Origin of the sequence: Candidatus Seongchinamella marina (assembly GCF_026262685.1) — a bacterium.
Lineage (GTDB): Bacteria > Pseudomonadota > Gammaproteobacteria > Pseudomonadales > Halieaceae > Halioglobus > Halioglobus marinus.
Map to the genome: position 1 here is coordinate 205,709 of NZ_SHNP01000001.1, position 19,921 is coordinate 225,629.

The 19,921-nt window shown below is 53.6% G+C and carries 14 protein-coding genes; 11 read left to right on the forward strand and 3 right to left on the reverse strand.

All coding sequences use genetic code 11. From position 1 onward, the window contains the following. Window positions 1-181: 181 nt before the first annotated feature. Complete coding sequence (locus EYC87_RS00785; protein WP_279251180.1) at window positions 182-1,888, reverse strand: putative bifunctional diguanylate cyclase/phosphodiesterase; 1,707 nt, start codon at window positions 1,886-1,888, stop codon at window positions 182-184. A gap of 261 nt (window positions 1,889-2,149) precedes the next feature. Here EYC87_RS00785 and EYC87_RS00790 point away from each other — a divergent pair, with 261 nt between their 5' ends. Then, entirely contained in the window at window positions 2,150-2,962 is an 813-nt protein-coding gene (locus tag EYC87_RS00790; RefSeq protein ID WP_040542368.1) for an enoyl-CoA hydratase/isomerase family protein, read from the forward strand. A gap of 11 nt (window positions 2,963-2,973) precedes the next feature. Here the strand turns inward: EYC87_RS00790 and EYC87_RS00795 are convergent, their stop codons facing one another. Then, window positions 2,974-3,465: a nitroreductase family deazaflavin-dependent oxidoreductase gene (locus EYC87_RS00795; protein ID WP_279251181.1), complete on the reverse strand. Its 492-nt coding sequence runs from the start codon at window positions 3,463-3,465 to the stop codon at window positions 2,974-2,976. A 61-nt stretch (window positions 3,466-3,526) separates the two neighbouring features. Here EYC87_RS00795 and nadA point away from each other — a divergent pair, with 61 nt between their 5' ends. Beyond that, window positions 3,527-4,642, forward strand: coding sequence for a quinolinate synthase NadA (nadA, locus tag EYC87_RS00800; RefSeq protein ID WP_423243956.1), 1,116 nt, complete (start codon window positions 3,527-3,529; stop codon window positions 4,640-4,642). 7 nt (window positions 4,643-4,649) lie between these two features. Here the strand turns inward: nadA and EYC87_RS00805 are convergent, their stop codons facing one another. Next, entirely contained in the window at window positions 4,650-6,071 is a 1,422-nt protein-coding gene (locus tag EYC87_RS00805) for a M48 family metalloprotease (RefSeq protein ID WP_083793608.1), read from the reverse strand. Window positions 6,072-6,295: 224 nt separating this feature from the next. Between EYC87_RS00805 and EYC87_RS00810 the strand changes: the two genes are divergently transcribed. The 9 genes from EYC87_RS00810 (at window position 6,296) to EYC87_RS00850 (ending at window position 19,880) form a co-directional block, all read left to right on the forward strand. After that, on the forward strand, window positions 6,296-6,529 hold the full coding sequence (locus EYC87_RS00810; protein ID WP_279251183.1) for a sulfurtransferase TusA family protein: 234 nt from the start codon (window positions 6,296-6,298) through the stop codon (window positions 6,527-6,529). A 19-nt stretch (window positions 6,530-6,548) separates the two neighbouring features. Further along, window positions 6,549-7,640, forward strand: a complete 1,092-nt coding sequence (locus tag EYC87_RS00815) for an AI-2E family transporter (protein ID WP_279251184.1) — start codon at window positions 6,549-6,551, stop codon at window positions 7,638-7,640. Between the two features lie 3 nt (window positions 7,641-7,643). Then, on the forward strand, window positions 7,644-10,505 hold the full coding sequence (locus tag EYC87_RS00820) for an insulinase family protein (protein ID WP_279251185.1): 2,862 nt from the start codon (window positions 7,644-7,646) through the stop codon (window positions 10,503-10,505). Window positions 10,506-10,762: 257 nt separating this feature from the next. Beyond that, the gene (aceE, locus tag EYC87_RS00825; RefSeq protein WP_279251186.1) at window positions 10,763-13,414 is read left to right on the forward strand and encodes a pyruvate dehydrogenase (acetyl-transferring), homodimeric type; all 2,652 of its coding nucleotides are present in this window, start codon (window positions 10,763-10,765) and stop codon (window positions 13,412-13,414) included. A gap of 14 nt (window positions 13,415-13,428) precedes the next feature. Then, window positions 13,429-15,048, forward strand: a complete 1,620-nt coding sequence (aceF, locus tag EYC87_RS00830; RefSeq protein ID WP_279251187.1) for a dihydrolipoyllysine-residue acetyltransferase — start codon at window positions 13,429-13,431, stop codon at window positions 15,046-15,048. Window positions 15,049-15,124: 76 nt separating this feature from the next. After that, entirely contained in the window at window positions 15,125-16,021 is an 897-nt protein-coding gene (locus tag EYC87_RS00835; RefSeq protein ID WP_279251188.1) for a hypothetical protein, read from the forward strand. Then, on the forward strand, window positions 16,018-16,860 hold the full coding sequence (locus EYC87_RS00840; RefSeq protein ID WP_279251189.1) for an HAD-IIB family hydrolase: 843 nt from the start codon (window positions 16,018-16,020) through the stop codon (window positions 16,858-16,860). The genes EYC87_RS00835 and EYC87_RS00840 overlap by 4 nt, the downstream gene beginning before the upstream one ends. Window positions 16,861-16,872: 12 nt before the next feature. Continuing rightward, window positions 16,873-18,102 carry a glycosyltransferase family protein gene (locus EYC87_RS00845; RefSeq protein WP_279251190.1) on the forward strand — a complete coding sequence of 410 codons (1,230 nt, stop codon included), beginning with the start codon at window positions 16,873-16,875 and terminating at the stop codon, window positions 18,100-18,102. Window positions 18,103-18,107: 5 nt separating this feature from the next. Then, entirely contained in the window at window positions 18,108-19,880 is a 1,773-nt protein-coding gene (locus tag EYC87_RS00850) for a sugar phosphorylase (protein ID WP_279251191.1), read from the forward strand. Window positions 19,881-19,921 lie beyond the last annotated feature (41 nt).

Below are 19,921 nucleotides of genomic sequence, written 5' to 3' on the forward strand. Positions count from 1 at the left end.
CATTGTGCTGCCCGGCGCCACCAGCTTTAAATCCAATCAGGTGTGGGTTACGGTGAGCGCAGGCGTTGTTGCAAGGGATGCAAGCTTTCTCGATGCAGAGTCGGTTCTGCAAGCGGCTGAGAGTAGACCTTACATCGCAGGGAAAAGCGGCCGTAACCGAGTGGCTTTTTCGGCGAACCGCTCAGGAAAACAGCGGTTCGCGGCGCTGGAGCTGCAGTTGCTTTGCGAAGCGAGGTAGCTGCTGTAAAGGGATCGCTGGGCTATAGTAGAAGCCCTGTACCTGCTGGCACTTATGTTCGCGCAAATACTCTACTTGTTCATGGGTTTCTGCGCCTTCGGCCACTACCATCATGCCCAGGCGCCGCGCCATTTCAATGATCATGGCGCACACTGCTTCCTGGTGCGGGTTGTGAGGCAGGTCGCGCACAAAGCAGGCGTCTATTTTTAACGCTGAGATGGGTAGCTCTGTCAGATGTGACAGCTGTGAAAATCCGGTACCAAAGTCGTCCAGCGAGAAGGAAATACCCAGCAGGCGCAGTTGATCCATGCGACCTTTCACTGCTTCAGGGCTTTTCAGTATAGTGGTCTCGGTGAGCTCGAACTCGAGTCTTGAGGCGTCGGTGCCACTGCGCTTGATGATGTCTTTGACGATGTCTACAAATCGATCGTCCTGAAACTGGCTAAAGGAGATGTTCACCGCCACATCCACATCGCGGATACCTTGCTCTTCTACCCAGACTTGCGCGGCGCAGGCGTGTTGAATCACCTGGTAGCCAATCGTTCGCAGCAGCCCCATGTCTTCGCAGGCGACAATGAACTCGCTTGGGCAGAGCAGGCCTCGCTCCGGGTGGTTCCAGCGTAATAGGGCTTCCAGCCCTACCAACTTGCCGGTTGTCAGGTCTATGCGGGGCTGATAGTGAAGCTCAAACTGATTTTGTCGCACAGCGGTTCGCAATTCAGCCGCCAGCGAATTGCTGCCGCCCTGATCGAAAGTGAGTTGCTCGCTGTAGCGAATGTACTTGCTGCCTTCTACGCTTTTAGCCTGCTGCATGGCAGAGCGGGCGAAATCAACCAGCTCAGAAAACTGCTTGCCGTCATCCGGGTAGATTGCCGCACCAATGCTGGCATCGATCGACACCTGCTGTTCGCTGAGAATCATTGGAGCAGTAATCGACTTGATCATTTTTTCGGCGATCAACTCAACGTCTCTGGAATTGCTGACATCCTCCAATACGATGGCAAACTCGTCACCGCCAAGGCGGGCGATGCTGTCTGTGCTGCGCATTTTGTTAATGAGGCGGCGTGAGATCGTCTTGATCAGCAGGTCACCGTCGGTTTCGCCATAGTGATCATTGATATTAGCGAACTGGTCCATGTTGATGTAAAGCAGCGCAGTGTTGAAGTCGTAACGTTCGCTGCGCTCCATGGCCCGCTCCATATGGGCGCGAAAACCGGCTCGATTGAGCGCGCCGGTCAGCGAGTCGCGGTTAGACAATTGCTGGATAGTGTCTCTGGCTTGCTTTAGCTGAATTGAATAATCAAGAACCCTGTGAACCAGCGCGTCCTGTAATTGGCCGCGCACCAGGTAATCCTGGGCACCTAGCTCGCGCAGTTGTGAGGCTAGTTGATCGTTCTCTTCGTCTAGCAGGAGAATGAGCGGCACCGTCGCCTGGTTTTTCTGGGCCAGGCGCAGCAGGTACTCGGTTTCCGGACCATAGGTCATGATGACAGCGTCGATCATGGGATCGAGCAGAGCTTCAATGGGGCGTTGCATAGATTCAGAGGAGGCGAGATTGAACCGGGCTGGTAAGGCGCGCCCGAGACAGGCAGACAGAATTGTATGATCTGCGTTGTTCTCGGAAATAATTAATACCGTGTGTTGGTCCACTCTTCGTCCCTGGTTTCTCGCCCGTCTGCATCTTGAGCAGTCATCGTTGCACTCCCTTTTAGAATGCTCTAACGATCACTGCTTATTCGTTATATAACATGAAGTTATACGGAATAATTCAGAGGAATTCTACTGATACTTTATTAAAAAGTACCAACTGTGGGGGCTGAGCGCTCGCGTTAGCAATAACTGGCCTTGGTCGCCATTGGTACTGGCAGTGGGTGTATTATTCTGGCATCTGAATCCTGTTGGAATAAAACCATGAGTGAAGATGTATTGTTCGAGGTGCAGGAGGGCGTTGCCCTGATCACTTTGAATCGCCCTGAAGCCCACAATACACTGTCGGCCGGTATTATTGAGGGGCTGGGAGCAGCCTATCAGCACTGCGACGCCGACGACTCGGTTCGCGCAGTGGTAATTACCGGCGCCGGCAGGAGCTTTTGCGCCGGTGCCGATATGAGCGGTGGTGGGGAGACTTTCGATGGTGGCGCCGTTGCGCAGGAAATCAGCTCCTGCCCTTTAGCCATGCAGGCATTTGAAGTGCGTAAACCGGTGATTGCGGCCTGTAACGGCCACGCGGTGGGCGCCGGGCTGGGAATGGCCATGCAGACAGACATCCGCGTCTTGGCCGACGAGGGTAAATACGGCTTCTTGCAGTCTCGCCGCGGTGTCGTGACCGACTTCGCCATGGAGTACTTGCTGCCCAGATTAGTAGGCATGGAACGAGCGCTGGAACTCCTGATGAGAGGCCAGCGGCTCAACGGCAGTGAGGCCGTAACCTGGGGTCTCGCCGGAAGAAGTGTGCCTGCGGAAGCAGTATTGGAAACAGCGTTGGATATCGCGCGGGATATGGCGGTGAACGCAGCCCCGCTGGCCATGGCAATGCACAAGCGTTTGGTTTGGCAGGGGATGGATATGAGTTATGCCGAGTTAGCCCGCAAGGAGACCAGGGGGCTTAACTACAGTATGACCAAGCCCGATGCCGTCGAAGGCGGCATGGCCTATTTTGAGCGGCGCGCGCCTGAATGGAGTGGCTGTCTCAGCGAAGACTGGCCCGAATGGATGAACGATTAAAGTGGCGGCTTTCAGTCCGGCAACTCGCAGCTGAATACCGGAATATTACGGTCAGTTCGAGCCTGGTACTCATCAAAATCCGGGTAAACTGCCAGCAGGGTAGGCCATAGCGCGGCTTTTTCTTCATCACTCACCTGCCGCGCCCGATAGGTCTTGTCCTGCCCATCGGCCATTATTTGAATGTCAGGATAGGCTTTGATGTTGTAGTACCACACGGGGTTTTTGGGCATACCTCCGCTTGATGCCACCAGCAACTTGCTGTCTCCGTGAGGAATGTGAATCAGAGGTAGGCGCCTTGTTTTGCCGCTTTTAGCGCCGGTCATGGTGACCATGCAAACGGGGCCGCCAAGAAAGGTATTCATTAGTCGCCCCTTGCTCAGGCGAAATACGCCGGCCTGAAAACGACTGGTCCAACGTATGATCAGCTTAATTGCAGGCAGCTGATTTTCTTTATATTGCATGATGTCTTCGCGGTTGGTTTTGACGTAATCGTACTTCACCATTTTAAATGTCCTTTGAGCGCGGGTAATAGAGGTTAATCTACAATTACCATGCTGCCAAACTATGCTAGACTCTTCCATCCGTTTTGCCTCTCCCTGTAAGCCCATGAGCATCGCCTCCGACAAACTGGAAACCATTCGCCAGCAGGTGCAGTACCATCTGGACCATGCCGAGCAACATCGCCTTAGCCCCGAGCAAGAGCTAGCGCTGAAAGAGCGCATTGCGGCTCGACTGGTGGCGGAAGACGCCGTGCTTGTCGCCCATTACTACACCTCACCGGCGGTCCAGGCCCTTGCGGAAGAGACCGGGGGCTGTGTTTCTGATTCTCTTGAAATGGCCCGTTTTGGCCGCGACCACTCCGCCAAGACCCTGGTAGTCGCGGGGGTGAAGTTTATGGGCGAGACAGCGAAAATTCTGACGCCGGGTAAGCGTGTGTTAATGCCCACGCTTGAAGCGACCTGTTCATTGGACCTGGGCTGCCCTATCGATGAGTTTTCGGCGTTTTGCGACCAGCACCCTGATCGCAAGGTCGTGGTTTACGCGAATACTTCCGCAGCAGTGAAGGCTCGCGCTGATTGGGTGGTTACTTCTGGCATTGCCCTTGATGTCGCCGAGCATTTGGCAGATCAAGGCGAGAAAATTATCTGGGCGCCCGATCAGCACCTTGGAGATTATGTGCGCCGCGAAACCGGGGCAGACATATTGATGTGGGATGGCGCCTGTATCGTTCACGAAGAATTCAAAGCCCGCGGGATCGCTGATCTCAAAGCAGTGTATCCGGATGCGGCTGTGCTGGTGCACCCGGAATCGCCCGCATCTGTGCGGGAACTGGCCGATAGAGTGGGGTCTACCACCCAGATTATTCGCGCAGCCAGTGAAATGGACAACAAACGCTTTATTGTCGCTACCGACCAGGGCATTTTCTACAAACTGCAGCAGGAAGCACCGGACAAGGAATTCATTATTGCCCCAACTGCCGGCGACGGTGCCACTTGTCGAAGCTGTGCCAATTGCCCGTGGATGGCGATGAACGAACTGGAGTTATTGGCTCAGGTGTTCGATATCGGCGACAACGAGGTCTTGGTAGATAAGACTTTGGGCGAGCAGGCGATGGTGCCTTTGAAGCGTATGCTCGATTTCGCTGCCGAACTACAACTGACGGTCAAAGGCAACGCCTGAGTTGCCGTTACAAGCGTTCCATTTGCTGTCGCATTTCTGCAACATCCTTTAGCCGCTGATTGATTTTGGCGCTGGTCAGGTAGTCGTTCTTTACCAACTTTAAGGCATAGCTCAACTGTTTTTCTGCCTGATCCAGAATCCCGTTGAGGATGAAATATTCCGCGCGCGATTGGTGCAGACCGATAATGTTGCCTGATAAGCCCTGTACTTCCGCCAGCAGGTACCAGAGCCCCGGATCAGTGGGGCGTCTTTTCCCCTGGGCGACCAGAACTTCCTCGGCGATGTGCGGTTCCTGGTTTTTCATCAGGGCGTTGGCATAGGTCATGGTCAGAGGATGATTACCCGGGGACAGGTTTAATTGCCGTAACAGTTTGTCCACTGCTTTTTCAGGTTGGGCGCGAAGCATGTCAATTTCCGCATCGGCAATCAGGTATTCCAGCCGGTCCGGGTCGCCAGACCAGATACTGTCCAACTCCAGTGCAGCTTCGTCAGCCCTGCCAGCATTAGTCAGGGCGATCACCAGGCCATAGCGCGCTGCCTCGATCGAGCGGGGATTGCCATCCAGTTCTCCTCTAAAACGCTGCACGGCTTCTTCTGGTGTATTGGCCAGTTGGTTCACGACTCGTGCGCGCATTAACTGGTATTCAAGTTTTGCCGGACGGATGCTCTTGGGGTATTGGCGCGCCCGGTTGCGAGTATCGGCGATACGGTTTTCAGATAAAGGGTGAGTCCGCATAAACTCAGGAATGCGATCGCCGCCTGTATAGCGCGATGCTTGCAGCATGCGCTCGAACATTGCGGGGGCGGCGTGCGGGTCCATGCCCGCATCTACCAGGGTTTGCATGCCAACCCGGTCTGCCTCTTGTTCATTGCTGCGGCTGTAGCGTAGCGCGGAGTCCTGGGCGAGCGCCTGAGAAGCGCTGATGGCCGCCATCCCCGCATCGCCACCGGCCGTTGCCATGATTACCAGTCCCGCCAGCATGGCGGCCAGGTTGATTGGGGCCTGTTTTTTTCGGAATTCAACGCCGCGGGAGAAGTGCCTTTGGCTCAGGTGAGCGATTTCGTGGGCAAGCACGGTGGCTAGCTCATCTTCTGTCTGGGCATAAAGCAGTAGGCCATTATGAACGCCGATTACGCCCCCGGGAACAGCAAACGCGTTGATAGAGGCATTGTTGACCACGACCAGTTCTACCCTGCGGTCTTCGAGTTTGCTATGGGTGACCAGCTCATAAATCAGGTTTTCAAGGTATTCGAACAGTAGGGGATCATTTTCTGTGGGGGCCTGACTGCGGAAAATACGCAACCAGGTTTGCCCCAGCTGGTGCTCAAACTCCTTGGAGAACAAACTGGTGCTGGACTCTCCCAGGTTGGGGAGTTTCAACTCTTCTGTCTGTGCGCTGACCGGCGCAGCAATGAAATAGCAAAGCATCAGCGGCAGGACATAGCGCCAGCAATGCGCTGCTTTACTCAATCGGGATAACACGTTTCTGGTCACTTCAGTTCGCAGCAAAATGGCAGTCTATTGTACTGTATGCGAAGGCAAGGATGAAAAGATCTGCCCGCCAAGGGTCAGAGTGGGAAAGCTCGGGAAAGTTCATTCCCTGAGGGGGAATGCGTATACTGGGTCTCTAGGAAGTTTTATGAGAGCAAAAGATGAGTGACCTTTCTGTCATCGAGGTGGACGCCCGCGGCCTGGACTGTCCCATGCCGCTACTAAAAGCCAAGCGGGCCCTCAATGCAATAAAGAGCGGCGAGCAGTTGCGTATTCTGGCTACCGATCGTGGCTCACAGCGCGATTTCCAGGTATTCGCCAAGCAGTCAGGCCATCTCCTTTTGGCCTCCGAGGTAGACGGCGACGTCTACCGTTATTTGTTGCAAAAGCGTTAGCGCACAGGAGATCGAGGGCATGCTCGATATTTTTAAGAAGTGGTCCCGGACTTATTTGTTCGAGGAAGAGTCGGTGCTGCTGCTGGTTTTACTGGCGATTTCCGTTGCCCTTCTGGTGACTATTGGCGACATTCTCGCGCCGCTATTGGCGTCGATTGTGCTGGCCTATCTCATGCAGGGCTTCTCCTCGCAGCTACAGAGCCATGGAGCGCCGCCCTGGTTGGGGCTGGCGCTGTCATACGGTGTATTCATAGGTGCCTTTTTTGGTTTTACCCTGGGTCTTCTGCCCCTGGTTTGGCGGCAGTTGATGGCGTTGGCCAGTGAGCTGCCTCGCTATCTGGATCAAGGACGTCAGCTACTGAGCGTGCTGCCGGAACGATACCCGGAGATTTTCACGGCAGAGCAAATTAACGAGTTGGTGGGCATGGCCCAGTTAGAAGCCGCAAATATGGGGCAGATGTTAGTGACACGTTCACTGGCTTCACTGCCCGGCTTATTTACTGTCATGGTCTACATGATTTTAATCCCTATGCTGGTGTTCTTCTTCCTTCGCGATCGCGAAAAAATCCTCGATTGGCTGGCGAAATTTTTACCTGAAAAACGGCCTTTATTGCGCCGGATTTGGGGGGAGATGAATCAGCAATTTGCGAATTATGCTCGCGGTAAAGTGCTGGAAATTATTGTGGTGGGTAGCGTCAGCTATGCTGCATTTGCCTGGATGGGGTTGAACTACGCTGCGTTGCTGGGCTTGCTGGTGGGCTTATCAGTGATCATCCCCTATATAGGGGCCGCGCTGGTCACCTTGCCAGTGATTTTCGTCGGCTTTTTCCAATGGGGCTTCAACACTGAATTTTATACTTTGTTTGCTGTCTATGTTGTTATCCAGGGTCTGGATGGAAACGTGTTGGTCCCATTGCTGTTTTCGGAGGCGGTCAATTTACACCCGGTGGCGATTATTCTCGCCATCCTCTTTTTTGGCGGTATTTGGGGGCTGTGGGGTGTGTTTTTCGCGATACCCCTGGCGACCTTGATCAAAGCCATTATTAATTCCTGGCCTACCCGAGATGCGATATCCGCAAACTCTCCGGAACCAACCATATCTATGGAGTAATTGATGTTCGCTAATTTAACACGACGGAAGTTACAGCTTCTGTCAGGCCCCCTTTTACTTGCTGTACTGTCTGCGTGCGCCCACTTTCCCGATGCTGGCTTGGCGCCCGTGCAGAGCCCTAATGACGAGCGAGAGTATCGCCTGCTGACGCTGGAAAATCAGATGCAGGTTTTGTTGATCTCGGATCCGGATACCCTAAAAGCGGCTGCTTCGCTTGACGTTAACGTGGGCAGTGGCGATAACCCCGAAGGTCGCGGTGGTCTCGCTCACTTTCTGGAGCACATGCTGTTTCTCGGCACTGATAAATATCCCGATGCCGCGGAGTATGCGGAATTTGTGACCGAGCATGGCGGTAACCGCAATGCCTACACCAGCTTTGAACACACCAATTACTTTTTTGACATTAACGCTACCTATCTTCCGGAGGCACTGGATCGTTTTGCGCAGTTCTTTATAGCGCCACGGTTTGATGCCCAGTATGTAGACAGGGAAAAGAATGCGGTAGAGGCTGAGTATCAGATGGGCCTGAAAAGCGATGGGCGTCGAGCCCTGGATGTGTTGCAGGAAGTCATGAATCCGGAGCATCCGTTCAGTCAGTTTTTAGTGGGTAGCCTCGAGAGTCTGGCCGATCGCCCAGGGTCTGCCATTCGAGATGAGCTATTGAGTTTTTATGACAAGTATTACTCAGCCAATATGATGCGTCTGGTGGTGCTGGGGTCCGAGTCACTGGATGAGTTGGAAGATTTGGTGCAACCCCTGTTTTCTCCCGTGCCTAACAAGTCCTTCCAGCATGCTCCAAATGCAGCGCCCATGTTTGCTGATGGCGTTTTGCCAATGGAGGTGGAGGTAAAGCCGCAGGCCACCCTGCGTCAGCTGAAGGTGTCCTTCCCGATCGCCGATTATCGGTCGGAGTACAAGGCCAAGCCGCTCTCTTATCTGGGTAATCTTGTGGGGCATGAGGGAGAGGGAAGTTTGTTGTCGCAACTAAAAGCTGAGGGTCTGGCCGAGGGTCTTGGCGCGGGGCTTGGTTTGGCCTGGCGCGGTGGAGCCTTGTTCAGCATCAGCGTCTCTCTTACTGAAGAGGGGGTTGTCAATCAGCAGCGCGTGCTGCAGCTTTTATTTTCCTACCTCGAAATGCTCAGAGAGCAAGGTCCCAAGGAATGGCTTTACGATGAACAGGCTCAGCTTGCGCAGCTGGCTTTTCGATTTCAGGAGAAGGGCAGCCCCATGGGGTATGTGAGTGCTATCTCGGGAGGTATGCATACCTACGATCCGATTGACGTATTGCAGGGCGGTTACCTGATGAGTGATTACCAGGCGCCGATGTTAGAGGAGCTGTTAGGAAACATGGTTCCGGTCAATGCACTGGTAGAACTCCAGGATGCTTCGGCGCGGACCGATCTTGAGTCTGTACATTATGGCGTGCCCTATTCGGTGCGTCAGCCCAGTGCCCAGCAGCTGGCCGCTTGGCAATCCGGTAGCGTCACCGACGCTTTTCACTTGCCCACCCCGAACCAGTTTATTGCTGAAGACGTCTCCCTGGTCAACATCGAAAAGGACAACCCGTCGTCGCCAGTTCTGGTGTTGGATGAAGAGCGCAAGCAAATTTGGTATGCCCAGGATGAGCAATTTCGTTTACCTCGCGGTGCCACCTATATCAATTTCCGCTCGCCGCTGGTTGGGCAATCAGCGCAGCAGAATGCGAGTGCGGTGCTTTACACCGCTCTGCTGAAAGACCAGGTGAATGAATACACCTATCCTGCATTGCTGGCAGGGCTTAACTTCAGCTTATATAAGCATGCGCAAGGTATTAGCCTGCGTATCAGCGGGTACAACGACAAACAGGCGGTGCTTTTGCAAGAATTGCTGCAAGTAATGGCCAGCCCAAACTTTGACTCCCAGCGCTTTGATAACATTCGCAAGGACATGATTCGCGCACTGGAAAATTCTGTGGCCAAGCGTCCTAGCAGTCAGGTGCTCGATGATTTGCGTGAATCTTTGCTCTACGGGGAGTGGGGCGAAGAGCCTGTGATCGCAGCGCTGCGAGGCATGCAGGTAGAAGACCTCAATGCCTACGTCGTTAATTTCTGGGGCAGCGCCAATGCCGAGGCAATGATCTATGGCAATTATTCGCCCGACTCTGTTCAGGCGCTGGCCCGCAAACTTGATTTAGTTTTGCCGGACGGTGTTGCTCCCGATTTACAACCCTTGAAAGTGCTAAAGATCGCTGAGGGAGAGTCATTGCTTTATCCCGTCCAGGTTGAACATGACGATGCGGTCCTTGCCTGGTATCTGCAGGGAGCGGGCAATTCCTGGAAAGACCGCGCTGCCACCGCGCTTACTGTGCAAATCATGAAGTCGGGCTTTTTCCAGCAGCTTAGAACCGAACAGCAGTTGGGCTACATCGTGAGCACATTTGCCTGGCCGCAGCTTGATGTTCCGGGTCTGGTGATGCTGATTCAGTCACCGGCTGCTGATGCCGCAGCTCTCTCAGACGCCATGAACGCTTTTCTTGGCGATGTGCCATTGGCAGTTGATGAGGAGCAATTCCAGCGTCATCGGGATGCCTTAATAAACGAAGTTTTGCGGCCTCATAAAAACCTCTGGGAGCAGGCGGAGTTTTACTGGCAGTCAATTGCTAAAAAACAGTATGAGTTTAATGGCCGTCAGACCATGGCCAATGCTATTAAGTCGCTCAACAGGGAACAATGGCAGGCTTATTTTGAAGAAGTCTTCCTGAATCAACAGCGTTCTCTGCAGGTCGCTGCTCCTGGCGCACGTGGCCAGTTTCCGCGAGGGGCAGGGCGGAGCGTTGAGTCCGCCGTTCAGCTGAAGTCAGGCCATGCAGTGTACGATATCGAATAAAAAATGTAATAAAATTACATAAAATAAATAGGAAGTACTGCAAATAGCTGTTTTTTATCACTTTTTAGCGTTCTTATTTGGAACCCAGGTTTCAATGTTGCTCTCTATACTGTAGTATTATTACATTGCAGTAGCCTGGGGAGAGTTCCTGTGGGCCGTTCTGGCAATCGACTATACTTCCAAGGCCCATAGAAGATTACAAGTTCTATTAAAGAACCATCATGTGCCTGCAGAGCAAAAGAAACCTAGAGGTGAGCATGGCTGAAGATAAGGACCCTATTGAAACTCGAGAATGGCTGGACTCTCTCGATGAGGTAGTGAGAAACAGTGGTGCCGAGCGGGCGGGCTTCTTGATGCGCGAGTTGGGTCGCTACGCAATGGAGAGCCATGTCCGCCTGCCGTCTTCTGTTGTAACTCCCTTTGTGAATACCATTCCTCCGGTTGAAGAGAAAAGCATGCCGGGAGACCTGTTCATGGAGCGTCGAATTCGCTCACTCGTTCGCTGGAACGCGCTCGCAATGGTGATGCGGGCCAATGACAATGACGAAGGGCTGGGCGGCCATATCTCGAGTTTTTCTTCCAGTGCCACGCTGTACGATATTGGCTTTAACTACTTCTTCCGCGGTACCGAGGGTGGTCACCCGGGTGACCTGGTGTTTTATCAGGGGCACTCGGCGCCAGGTATGTACGCTCGTTCTTATTTAGAAGGGAGGCTCAGTGAAGAAAAGCTGGATTCGTTTCGACGCGAGGTTGACGGCAACGGCTTGTCATCTTACCCCCATCCCTGGCTGATGCCGGACTACTGGCAGTTTCCTACTGTTTCTATGGGGCTGGGCCCCATTCAGGCTATTTACCAGGCCCACGTCATGAAGTATCAGCAAAGCCGCGGTTTGCTTGATCACGGAGATCGCAAGGTCTGGTGCTTCATGGGCGACGGTGAGTGTGATGAGCCTGAGTCGTTGGGTGCCATTGCACTGGCGGGCAGAGAAAAAATGGGCAACCTGAATTTTGTCATCAACTGTAATTTGCAGCGCCTGGATGGCCCGGTTCGAGGGAATGGCAAGATCATTCAGGAACTGGAGGGTGTGTTCCGCGGTGCTGGCTGGAACGTCATCAAGGTAATTTGGGGGAGGAAGTGGGACCCACTGTTACAGAAAGACAAGACTGGCTTGCTGCGCCAGCGCATGGACGAAGTGTGTGACGGTGAGTTACAGAACTACAAATACAACGGCGGCGCCTACACCCGCGAGCATTTTTTCGGCAAGTATCCCGAACTGCTGGAGCTGGTCAAGGACTTGTCTGACGAAGACATCATGTACCTTAATCGAGGCGGGCACGACCCCTACAAAGTTTATGCCGCCTATGCTGAAGCGGTAGCCGAGACGCAGCGCCCGACCGTTATTCTTGCGATGACGGTGAAGGGTTATGGCATGGGAGAAGCAGGCGAGGCCAATAACGAGACCCATTCGCTGAAAAAACTGGATATGGATAGTCTTAAGGCGTTCCGCGATCGTTTCGGTATTCCTATCAATGACGAAGAACTGGCTGATGTGCCTTATTATCGCCCCGATGCGGATAGTCCCGAGATGCGCTACATGCGCCAGCGTCGGGAAGAGCTGGGTGGATCAATTCCGGCGCGTCGTAATGAGATGGAATTGCTGAAAGCACCGCCGCTGGCAGGCTTTAGCAAACAGCTCGAAAGTAGCGGTAAGCGAAAGATTTCTACCACTATGGCCTTTGTCCGACTGCTCTCCAGTTTGGTCAAGGACAAGTCTGTTGGTGAGAGAGTAGTGCCTATTGTGCCGGATGAGGCGCGCACTTTTGGAATGGAGGGAATGTTTCGTCAATTGGGCATCTACTCCTCTGTGGGCCAGCGTTACACCCCACATGACTCCGACCAGATCATGTTTTACAAAGAAGACAAACAAGGACAAATACTCGAAGAGGGCATTAACGAGGCTGGCGCGTTTTCTGCCTGGTTGGCAGCGGCCACGTCTTACAGCACCAGTGGCTACTCCATGGTGCCATTTTACATTTACTACTCTATGTTCGGTTTCCAGCGCATCGGCGATCTGGCCTGGGCTGCTGGCGACTGCCAGGCTAGAGGCTTTTTGATTGGTGCTACAGCCGGTCGCACCACCTTGAATGGCGAGGGACTGCAGCACCAGGATGGGCACAGCCACCTGCAAGCCAGCACCATTCCTAACTGTGTTAGTTATGATCCGGCTTATGCCTATGAGTTGACAGTGATTATTCAGGACGGCCTGCATCGCATGTATGAGCTTGGCGAGAACAAGTTCTATTACATCACCACGATGAACGAGAACTATGTGCAACCTGCAATGCCAGAGGGTGCCGAAGAAGGCATTATTCAGGGTATGTATCATTTGCGTGCGAGCGAGGGGACGAGCAAGCAAAGGGTCCAGCTAATGGGGGCGGGCACCATTTTGCGCGAAGTCGAGGCCGCTGCCGAGATACTGGAAGCGAACTATGGTATCGACGCAGACGTGTGGAGTCTCACGTCAGTGAATGAGCTGCAGCGCGAAGGCAAGGCGGCGCTGCGTTGGAATCTGCTCCATCCTGAAGATGAACCGAAGGTGCCTTACGTGACTCAGCAGCTGCAAACGCAATCGGGTCCCTTTATTGCTGCCACAGACTACATGAAATCCTATACCGACCAGATTCGTGAGTTTGTGCCCGGGCATTTCACAGTGCTGGGAACGGATGGCTTTGGTCGTTCAGATACCCGAGGCAAGTTGCGAAATTTCTTTGAAGTGAGCCGCGAATTTGTCGTCTTGTCGGCGCTCAAAGCGCTGGCTGACCTGGGGCAAATTGAGCCCGCTGTTGTGGCAGCTGCGATGAAGGACTTGGGCATTTCCCCGGATAAAGTTGATCCGCTGACCGTTTGAGCAAGGAATCTATTGTGACTAAACAACAAGTGACAGTCCCTGATATCGGCGGTGCCGAGGGCGCAGAAGTGATTGAATTGCTGGTCGCGGTGGGCGATGAGATCAGCGTAGATCAGGGTTTGATCGTATTGGAGTCTGACAAGGCCTCGATGGAGATTCCGTCGACTGTCGCCGGGGTGTTGGTCGAACTGCTGGTGACTGAGGGCCAGGAATTGGCTGAGGGTGCGCCCCTGGCAGTGATCGAAGTGGCCGGCGAGACTGCGGCTGTGCCGGAGCCGCAAGCGGTTGACAGTGAAACTCTGGCAGAAGTCATCACAGAATCAGCGCCCGCTGAATCGGCTCCGTCGGTTGCCGCCAAAGCAGCAGACGCTGTCTCCAGTCGCGTTCCCGTACCAGATATCGGTACAGACGAGGCAGTCGAGGTGATTGAGCTAAGCGTTAAGGTGGGCGATACGGTCGCAGAGGGCGATTCCCTGGTTGTGCTGGAATCCGATAAAGCGTCGATGGAAGTGCCCGCACCTTTCGGCGGTGAGATTACCGAGATACAGGTGAGCGAAGGCGATAGCGTCAAGCAGGGAGATGCTTTGCTATTGATGAAGACTTCGGCCGCACCTCAACAGGACCCTGTAGTAGCAGAGCCGCCCAAGCCTGCTGAAGCTGCTCCTGCAATAGCGCCAGCTCCAAAACCACAAGTGGTGGCACCTCTTGAAGCAGACGCAGTGGAGTCTTCTGGTGGCATCTATGCTGGCCCAGCAGTGCGTAAACTCGCGCGCGAGTTTGGCGTGACGCTTGCTGAGGTCAGTGGCTCTGGCCCCCGTGGCCGCTTGCTCAAGGAGGATTTACAGAAGTACGTGCAGGATCGTTTAAACAAGCCAGCCACTGCAACTGCAGGTGGCGCTGGCTTGCCGCTCGTTCCGGAAATGGATTTCAGCAAGTTTGGTGAAGTGGATATCACCCAGCGCAGCAAGCTGGATAAACTCACCGCTTCGAACATGCAGCGCAGCTGGCTCAATGTTCCGCATGTGACCCAGAACGACTCGGCAGATATCACTGAATTGGAAGCTTTCCGCGCGAGTTTGAAAGTCGAGGCAGAGCGCCGCAGCGTGAAATTGACGCCAATGCCCTTCCTGATAAAGGCGTTGGCGGTGGCGTTGCGAGACCATCCCAAATTCTGCAGTTCGCTGGCAGACGGCGGCGATGCTCTGGTGTACAAAAAGTATATCCATATTGGTATGGCGGTAGACACCCCGGCAGGCCTGATGGTGCCGGTGATTCGCGACGCGGACAAAAAGAGCGTTTGGGATCTTGCCGAAGAGATACTCGAACTTGCCGGCAAAGCCAAGGAGCGCAAGCTCAGTCCTGCACAGATGCAGGGAGGGTGTTTTACGATTTCCAGCCTTGGCAATATTGGCGGTACAGGATTCACTCCTATCGTTAATACACCCGAGGTTGGTATTTTGGGTGTTTCCAGAGCAGACATTCAACCCGTGTGGGATGGCCAGGACTTTGCGCCAAGAAAAATGTTGCCGCTGTCCTTGTCTTACGATCACCGAGTAATCAACGGCGGAGACGCGGGTCGCTTCCTGACTCAATTGGTGGCTTTGTTATCGGATATTCGCCATTTAATCATGTAGTGCCTCACCAATTTGGTGCCTTTGGCATGGAATCTGCTAAGTTCCACAGCAGACAAAACTGATTATTGGATGATCAATGGCGGAGCCCTTGCCTGACTGGCAAAAATCCTTTCTTGCGCGCAACCGACTACCCGACGACTACCTGAGTCATGCACTGAAGTGGTTCGGTCCTCTGGCCACGGCGCTTGTTGAGCACCAAAATAGTGCGGCGCGGACTTTGCTGGTAGCGATGAACGGCAGCCAGGGGTCGGGAAAGTCCACTTTGTGTGATTATCTCTGCTCGCTGTTGCAGGCAGATTATGGGCTTGCCTCTGCTTCCCTTTCCCTTGACGACTTCTATCTGACTGCGCGGGAGCGTCGGCAGATTGCGCTGGATATTCATCCTCTGCTTGCAACCCGGGGAGCGCCGGGTACTCACGATATGGGCCTGTTATCTGCAACTCTGGATGCCCTGCTTGGTGGCAAGCCAGCGTCGATTCCCCGTTTTGATAAATCTATTGATGACAGAGTGCCGGGCTCAAAGTGGGAACAGGTCACCTCGCCTGTTCAGGTCGTTTTTCTTGAGGGCTGGTGTATGGGCGCAATGGCGCAGCCCGTCGATGAACTGGCTGAGCCAGTCAACGCTCTGGAGGTCCGCGAAGACAGCGATGGGCGTTGGCGTAATTATGTCAATAATTCGCTGGCCGAGCATTTTTCCCAGCTTTATCGACGAGTTGATCGCTGGGTCATGTTGCAGGCACCTTCATTTGAATGCGTTTATCAATGGCGTCTGGAACAGGAGCAAAAGCTTGCCCTGACTCGCTCTGGTAATGCGATCATGAGTGCCGCTGAAATTGCTCATTTTATCCAGTTCTACCAGCGCCTGACCGAGCATTGTCTGGCCCGTTTGCCTGCCCGGGTCGATCATCTTTATCGACTGGACAAGCAGCGTCGCATCCAAAGTTACACCTCTGCGGCTGAAGCAAATGTATGAGTCACAATAAGCCGAGGATCGTTTTTACTGATCTCGATGGCAGTCTGCTCGACCATCACGATTACAGTTTCAACGAGGCGAAGCCGGTGCTGGACGATCTCTGTCAACAAGATATACCCGTGATACCGACCAGCAGTAAGACCCGCTCTGAAATTGAAGCTCTGCGGCAACAGCTGGAGAGTCAGGATCCCTTCATTGTAGAAAATGGCGCTGCGGTTTTTATTCCTGAAAATTACTTTGCATCTGCGCCGGTCGGTACGGTGTGCCGCGAGGGCTATTGGATCAAGGAGTTCTCCAGTCTTCGCGGGCACTGGTTGACTCTGTTGGCCGCGTTGGAGAGCCGCTTTGGGGGAGAGTTCGATTCTTTCTATCGTCTGGGGCCAGAAGTAATAGCAAGCATGACGGGGTTGTCTCTTACTGCGGCCAAGCGTGCCAATGAACGCGACTACAGTGAGCCTGTGCAATGGCTGGGTTCAGACCCTCGCAAAGCAGAGTTTATTTCGGCCCTGCGCGCACAAGGCGCAAACCCTCTGCAAGGGGGGCGCTTTCTTACCGTGGCAGGTGATTGCGACAAAGCGCGAGCGCTGATCTGGTTGCGCACGGTCTATGAACAGGCACTGGGTACAGTGCAGGACATTGCTATCGGTGACAGTGGTAACGATGTTGCGATGTTGGAAACATCCCGTTGCGCCCTGGTCATCAAGTCGCCAGTTCATGATTTTCCCCGGCTGGAACGACAAGCGAATGTTAGTTACAGCACCGGGTTTGGCCCAGCGGGCTGGGCAGAGGGTGTGCAGCAGTGGCTAGAGTCCACTAGCGCCGCCAAACCATTGAATTGAAGGAATCCTGAGATGGGCGATTTTTATCAGAATGGAATAATTACCACCTTGCACAATCTTTCCAACAGACCCCTGGCGGAAATGGAAGCTGAGCTTGAGCAGTTCTCTCGGGAGCGACCCATGGGATTGATTCTGCCTTCACTGTATTCCGAGCTGGAGGGCGATGCACTGCCTGCGATCCTTGAGGAATTAAGGCACGCCGGTTACCTCTCTGAAATTGTGATTGGATTGGACAGGGCAGATGAGCCGCAGTATAGGAAGGCGCTCAGGTTTTTTGGCCGTTTACCCCAGCGTCATCGCGTACTCTGGAACGAGGGACCGCGCTTGCAGGCCCTAGACAAGAAGCTGCAGGACATGGACCTGGCACCCAAAGAGCTCGGTAAAGGGCGGAATGTCTGGTACTGCATGGGCTACACTCTGGCCTCTAACCACACTGAATCGGTAGCGCTTCACGATTGCGACATTGTTACTTACGAAAGATCCCTGTTGGCGCGTCTCATTTACCCGGTGGCGCACCCGCGGTTCAACTACGAATTTTGCAAAGGTTATTACGCGCGAGTGGCGGATGGAAAAATCAACGGCAGGGTAAGCCGCCTGCTCGTTACGCCCCTGCTGCGAGCCCTGAAGAAGAATCTTGGTGAAATGGAGTACCTTGAGTACATGGACAGTTTTCGGTATCCGTTGGCTGGCGAGTTTTCTTTTAGGCGCGATGTGCTCAATGATATTCGCATACCCAGTGACTGGGGCCTGGAAATAGGCGTACTGTCAGAGATGTACCGCAACTACGCCAACAACAGGCTTTGTCAGGCGGATATCGCTGATGTTTACGATCACAAACACCAGGATCTGTCTGCTGAAAATGACGCGGGCGGCTTATCAAAAATGTCCATTGATATCTCCAAGGCGCTATTTCGTAAGCTGGCAACTCGCGGTGTAACTTTCAACACCGAGAGCTTCCGTTCCCTGAAAGCCACCTACTACCGAATTGCGCTGGACTTTGTTGAGACCTATCACAACGATGCGGTGATGAACGGGCTTTCATTGGACATACACAACGAAGAAAAAGCAGTTGAGCTTTTTGCCGAAAATATCATGAAGGCGGGCGAGGCTTTTCTTGACCGGCCAATGGAGCGGCCGTTTATTCCCAGCTGGAGTAGGGTAATCAGCGCCATGCCTGATGTCCTTGATCAATTGCGCGATGCAGTGGAAGCTGATCACGAAGAATTCGGCACGGCAGGATAGGAATCATGCAGGCCCCCACTAGCGCTGACAGACAGCTGCTGGATAAGCTTCGACATCATGTGGAAGCTATTTATCATGATACGGCGATAGAGCTTGAAACCTGTGAACTGGCAGTGCAGTTGCAGCGGCTGATGCGGTTGGAAAACACTGCGGCTGAACCTCAGCAGCATGTGAATCACTGGAGTCAGCGAGACGCCATTGTCATGACCTATGGCGACACCCTGCTGCGTGAGGGTGAAGCACCGCTAGTGACGCTTAAAAAATTCTTCGACGACTACGCCGACGAGGTAGTCACCGGCGTTCATATTTTGCCTTTCTACCCATGGAGCTCGGACGACGGCTTTTCAGTTCTCGATTACTCCAGTGTTAACGAATCTCTGGGCGATTGGGAGAATATAGCGGCCATCGCGGAAGACTATCGATTAATGGCGGATCTGGTGATCAACCATTGTTCCGGGCGCAGCTTATGGTTCGAGAATTTCTTGCGTGGCCGGTCGCCCGGCAAAGACTATTTTTTCACGGCGTCGCCAGACGACGATTTGAGTGCAGTGGTAAGGCCGCGGACATCTGATCTGTTGCGAAAAGTAGAAACTTTCGAGGGAGCAAAATACGTTTGGTGTACATTCAGTCACGATCAGGTTGACCTGGACTTTCGCAATCCGGAGGTATTGAAGCAGTTCGTTTCTATCATTCGTCATTACCTGGATAACGGTGTTCGTATCTTTCGCCTCGACGCGGTGGCTTTTCTATGGAAAGTGCCCGGCACCAGCAGTCTCAATCTGGAGGAAACTCACGAGTTGGTGCGGTTGCTGCGTACCTTGATTGAATATGCAGTCCCAGATGCACTGTTGATTACAGAGACGAATATTCCCAATCGACAAAACCTGTCTTACTTTGGCAACGCCAATGAGGCGCACTGCGTTTATAACTTTTCCCTGCCTCCGCTGTTGGTCAACGCGCTGGTCACCGGCGATTGCAGTCATCTAAAAATGTGGATGATGAGTATGCCGCCTGCCCAGAATGGCACGGCCTATTTCAATTTTATCGCGTCTCATGACGGTATCGGTCTGCGGCCGGCAGAGGGTTTGCTCTCCGATGGCGAATTGGAGGCCCTAGTGGAAACTATGCGGAACTTCGGTGGCCACGTTTCCTATCGGGCTCTGGAAGATGGCCAAAATAAGCCCTACGAGATTAATATTTCTTTGTTTGATGCACTGCAGGGAACGACTTCAGGGGCTGATGGCTGGGGGCAGGAGCGCTTCGTCTGTGCTCATGCCATTATGCTGGGCCTGGAGGGTATACCGGGAATTTACATTCACAGCCTGTTGGGTACCCGTAATGACTACGACCGAGTTGAGAACAGTGGTCATTATCGAGCTATTAATCGTCATCAATGGGACTATGATCAATTGGTTGCTGAGCTGGATAGTCAGGGTTCTGCGCATGGCAAAGTGTTTACTCGAATCAAGGATTTGCTGCAAATTCGCCAGCGACAGGCGGCATTTCACCCTAATGCGACTCAATTTACCCTGCACCTGGGCGACGCCATTTTCGGGTTTTGGCGCCAGAGTTTTGACCGCCGGCAGAGCGTGTTCGTGATCAGCAACGTCAGTGACCGGGTCCTGCCGCTGATGTTGTCGGATATCAATCTCATTGGTACTGACGACTGGGCCGACCTCATCAGTGGTACGCAGTTTCACAGTCGTGAACAGGTGATCGATATTCAGCCCTACCAGACGCTTTGGATTACCAACGCAGCAGGCAACGAGGGGGTTTGAGGCATCTCCTCTGCTGCCGGTCTGTGCTAGACTGCTCCCGC

Bases quoted from the DNA above. Each gene is read 5' to 3' on its own strand.
- EYC87_RS00795 (WP_279251181.1), bottom strand. From the start codon at position 3,465: ATGGTGAAGTACGATTACGTCAAAACCAACCGCGAAGACATCATGCAA.
- nadA (WP_423243956.1), top strand. From the start codon at position 3,527: ATGCTAGACTCTTCCATCCGTTTTGCCTCTCCCTGTAAGCCCATGAGC.
- EYC87_RS00850 (WP_279251191.1), top strand. From the start codon at position 18,108: ATGCAGGCCCCCACTAGCGCTGACAGACAGCTGCTGGATAAGCTTCGA.
- aceE (WP_279251186.1), top strand. From the start codon at position 10,763: ATGGCTGAAGATAAGGACCCTATTGAAACTCGAGAATGGCTGGACTCT.
- EYC87_RS00790 (WP_040542368.1), top strand. From the start codon at position 2,150: ATGAGTGAAGATGTATTGTTCGAGGTGCAGGAGGGCGTTGCCCTGATC.
- EYC87_RS00820 (WP_279251185.1), top strand. From the start codon at position 7,644: ATGTTCGCTAATTTAACACGACGGAAGTTACAGCTTCTGTCAGGCCCC.
- EYC87_RS00805 (WP_083793608.1), bottom strand. From the start codon at position 6,071: ATGCTTTGCTATTTCATTGCTGCGCCGGTCAGCGCACAGACAGAAGAG.
- EYC87_RS00810 (WP_279251183.1), top strand. From the start codon at position 6,296: ATGAGTGACCTTTCTGTCATCGAGGTGGACGCCCGCGGCCTGGACTGT.
- EYC87_RS00845 (WP_279251190.1), top strand. From the start codon at position 16,873: ATGGGCGATTTTTATCAGAATGGAATAATTACCACCTTGCACAATCTT.
- EYC87_RS00815 (WP_279251184.1), top strand. From the start codon at position 6,549: ATGCTCGATATTTTTAAGAAGTGGTCCCGGACTTATTTGTTCGAGGAA.
- EYC87_RS00840 (WP_279251189.1), top strand. From the start codon at position 16,018: ATGAGTCACAATAAGCCGAGGATCGTTTTTACTGATCTCGATGGCAGT.
- EYC87_RS00835 (WP_279251188.1), top strand. From the start codon at position 15,125: ATGGCGGAGCCCTTGCCTGACTGGCAAAAATCCTTTCTTGCGCGCAAC.